The organism is Actinomycetospora sp. (genome assembly GCF_055612215.1).
This window is the reverse complement of sequence record NZ_JBVPVA010000002.1, coordinates 1-1,529: the sequence shown is the minus strand read 5'-3', so window position 1 is coordinate 1,529 and position 1,529 is coordinate 1. Positions and strand designations below refer to the sequence as shown.

Below are 1,529 nucleotides of genomic sequence, written 5' to 3'. Positions count from 1 at the left end.
GAGCGAGTCGCAGATGCCCAGCGAGTCCGCCATGACGACCTCGCGGAGGTGGTCGATGCCGCCCTCCAGCGACTCGATCCACGGCGCGGTGCGCTGCAGCCGGTCGGCGGTGCGCACGTAGAACATCAGGAACCGGTCGATCGTGCGCACGAGCGTCGCGGTGTCGAGGTCGGAGGCCAGCAGCTCCGCGTGGCGCGGGGTGAACCCGCCGTTGCCGCCGACGTAGAGGTTCCAGCCGTGCTCGGTCGCGATGATCCCGAAGTCCTTCGAGCGCGCCTCGGCGCACTCCCGGGCGCAGCCGCTGACCCCGGACTTCAGCTTGTGCGGCGACCGCAGCCCCCGGTAGCGCAGCTCGAGGGCCACCGCGAGCCCCACCGAGTCCTGCACCCCGTAGCGGCACCAGTCGGTGCCCACGCACGACTTCACCGTCCGCAGCGCCTTGCCGTACGCGTGGCCGGACTCGAACCCGGCGTCGACGAGGCGGCGCCAGATCGCGGGCAGGTCGTCGAGGCGCGCCCCGAACATGTCGATGCGCTGGCCGCCGGTGATCTTGGTGTAGAGCCCGAAGTCGCGGGCCACCTCGCCGATCGCGATCAGGCCCTCGCCGGTGACCTCCCCGCCGGGCAGGCGCGGGACCACCGAATAGGTCCCGTTGCGCTGCATGTTCGCGAGGACGTGGTCGTTGGTGTCCTGCAGCGTGGCCTGCTCGCCGTCGAGGATGTGCCCGCCGGCGAGGGTGGCCAGCATGGAGGCGATCGCGGGCCTGCAGACGTCGCAGCCGCGTCCGGTGCCGTGGGCGTCGAGGATCGCGGAGAAGGTCGCGAGCCCGGTGGCCATGACGATCTCGTAGAGCTCCGCACGGCTCTGGGTGAAGTGCTCGCAGAGGGCCTTGGACACCTCGACGCCGCAGCTCGCGAGCACCTTGCCCAGCGTCGGCACGCACGACCCGCAGGTGGTGCCCGCCCGCGTGCAGGTCTTGAGCTCCGGCACCGTCGAGGCTTCACCGGAGGTGATCGCCTCGACGAGCGCGCTCTTGGTGACCGCGTTGCACGAGCAGATCTGGGCCCCGTCGGGCAGCGCGTCGATCCCGACCCCCACGGCGCCGTCGCCCGCCGGGGCGATCAGCGACATCGGGTCGCCGGGCAGCTTCTCGTTCAGGAAGCCGCGCAGCGTCTCGTAGTTCGATGCGTCCCCGACGAGGACGCCCCCGAGCAGCGTGGACGCGTCGTCGCTCACCACGAGCTTCGAGTACGTGCCCGACACGGGGTCGTCGAGGCGGACCTCGAGCGCGCCCGGGGTCGTGGCGTGGGCGTCCCCGAAGCTCGCGACGTCGACGCCCAGCAGCTTGAGCTTGGTCGACAGGTCGGCCTCCGTGAACCGGGCGTCCGCGGAGGGGTCGAGGAGCCGCTCGGCCACCACCTCGGCCATCGCGTACCCGGGGGCGACGAGGCCGTAGGTGCGGCCCCGAACGGCCGCGACCTCGCCGATCGCCCAGACGTGCTCGTCACTCGTGCGGCAGCGGTCGTCGA

Annotated in this window: 1 protein-coding gene; it reads right to left on the bottom strand. The window is 72.1% G+C overall.

Annotation, left to right across the window (positions count from 1 at the left end; translation table 11 throughout):
• Nucleotides 1-1,529: nitrite reductase large subunit NirB (gene nirB, locus AC0CYZ_RS00020; protein ID WP_472210727.1), on the bottom strand; the 1,529-nt coding region annotated here is incomplete at both ends.